The sequence below is a fragment of the Rubrivirga litoralis genome (assembly GCF_031846415.1).
Classification (GTDB): Bacteria; Bacteroidota; Rhodothermia; order Rhodothermales; family Rubricoccaceae; genus Rubrivirga; species Rubrivirga litoralis.
This window is the reverse complement of the sequence record NZ_JAVRHT010000085.1, coordinates 1-1,653: the sequence shown is the minus strand read 5'-3', so window position 1 is coordinate 1,653 and position 1,653 is coordinate 1. Positions and strand designations below refer to the sequence as shown.

At 68.5% G+C, this 1,653-nt stretch carries 2 protein-coding genes; both read right to left on the bottom strand.

The window, feature by feature from the left end; translation table 11 throughout:
• Positions 1-490: 490 nt before the first annotated feature.
• Positions 491-1,222 (bottom strand): flavodoxin family protein, encoded by a 732-nt coding sequence (locus RM540_RS16260; RefSeq protein WP_311666070.1) that lies wholly within the window; start codon positions 1,220-1,222, stop codon positions 491-493.
• A 25-nt stretch (positions 1,223-1,247) separates the two neighbouring features.
• Positions 1,248-1,646, bottom strand: coding sequence for a DoxX family protein (locus RM540_RS16255; protein ID WP_314008972.1), 399 nt, complete (start codon positions 1,644-1,646; stop codon positions 1,248-1,250).
• Between the last annotated feature and the right edge of the window lie 7 nt (positions 1,647-1,653).

The window sequence follows — 1,653 nt, the reverse complement described above, 5'->3', positions numbered from 1 at the left end:
CAGAGACGGTTTGGTGCCCGGCTCCGAGTCCCCTCTCCCCAGCGGGGGGAGGTCGGGAAGGCGGCCGCTCCGACGTCCGTCCCCCACCCCGCCCTTTGCCGGTAGAGGAAGGAGAACCACTACCAAACAGTTTCTCAAGTCTCGTCCGCTCTGCCTCACCCACCCCGCCCCATCGAAGCGTCGAGGACGGCACAGAGTGCGCGGGGCTGGGACCGCGGCCGGACTGCCTCGTCGAGCCGCGGTCGCCGGGCGGGGCGGCCGTCGATGTCGGCAGGGACGTTCTCCTCCTGGACAACCGTGAGGCCGGCGCAGCTGGGAGGGGGACTCCTCCCGTACCAAACAGCCTCTCAGAAGGAAACGGATCCGGTCCCGCTCACCTGGAAACCGGAGCCGGAGGTCTGTAGAGCACGCGGCGGGCCTGGACGAGATGGGGCCAGCGGTGTCCCGTGGTCGGCGGCGAACCAGGCCGCCAGCCCGCGGGCCGTGGGCGTCAGCGGTCCTCCGGGGTCTCGTAGCCGAAGCGCGCCCCGTCGGCCCACGCGCGCTCCTGGTTGCCGTAGGCCGGGACCCCGCCGGCGTCCTTCAACAGCCGCGCGAGGTGGAGCACGTTCCACGCCATGAACGTCGTGTTGCGGCGCGTAAAGTCGTTGTCGAGGCCGACCCGCGAGCCGTCGTCGCGCTCGTCGCCGTAACTCGGTCCCGGCCCGATCTCGCCGATCCATCCGGCGTCGGTCTGGGGCGGGATGGTGTAGCCGAGGTGTTGCAAGCCGTAGAGCACGCCCTGCGCGACGTGCTTGACCCCGTCCTCGTTGCCGGTCACGACACACCCTGCGACCTTGCCGTAGTAGACGTACTGGCCTTTCTCGTTGAGCATCCCGCTCATGGCGTAGAGCCGCTCGATGAGCCGCGAGGCCACCGACGACCGTTCGCCGAGCCAGATCGGCGTGCCGACGAGCAAGATGTCGGCGGCCTCGACTTTGTCGTAGAGCGCCGGCCAGTCGTCGCGGTCGGCCCCGTGCTCGGTCATGTCGGGCTGAACGCCCGGCGCGAGGTCGAGGTCGACGGCGCGGACAGCCTCGACGGTGACGCCCTGGTCTTCCCAGATGCCGATGGGGACCTGGAGCAGGAGGTCGGTGTGCGAGCGGGCGGGCGACGGCTTGAGCGTGCAGTTGACGACGAGCGCGCGGAGGTCGGCGTAGTCGGCGGGCGGAGGACTGGACATGAGGGTGTTTGGGTGAATCATCATCCTAAGAGGATCTCTCGCTCTCTGTGCTCTTGAGTGCCCAGTAGACGAGGGCGGGCTGGAAGAACAGCCGCGTAAACCGTTTCGCGTCCGTGTCCAAGCCGAAGGCGTCCCGGCGGTTCACGAACTGCGAGACGTTGCCGGGGAAGACAGCCGTGAAGAACCCCGCCGCGACCTTCCCCACCGTCGCCCTATGTTGTTCGCCGGTCGCGATGAGCGCGCCCCCGAGAGCGATCTCAGCGATGCCGGAGGCGACGACCGTCGTGTCTATCGGGAGCGGCACCCAGTTCGGGACCTGCGCTCGAAACTCTTTGCGCGAGACCGTGAGGTGGCTCGTACCGGCGAAGACGAGCCCGCCGCCGAGCAGGAGCCGAGCGACTTTTTTGACTTGTCTCTTGTCCATGGGGCTT

Coding starts and splice junctions, on each gene's coding strand:
- RM540_RS16260 (WP_311666070.1), bottom strand. CDS start 1,222: ATGTCCAGTCCTCCGCCCGCCGACTACGCCGACCTCCGCGCGCTCGTC.
- RM540_RS16255 (WP_314008972.1), bottom strand. CDS start 1,646: ATGGACAAGAGACAAGTCAAAAAAGTCGCTCGGCTCCTGCTCGGCGGC.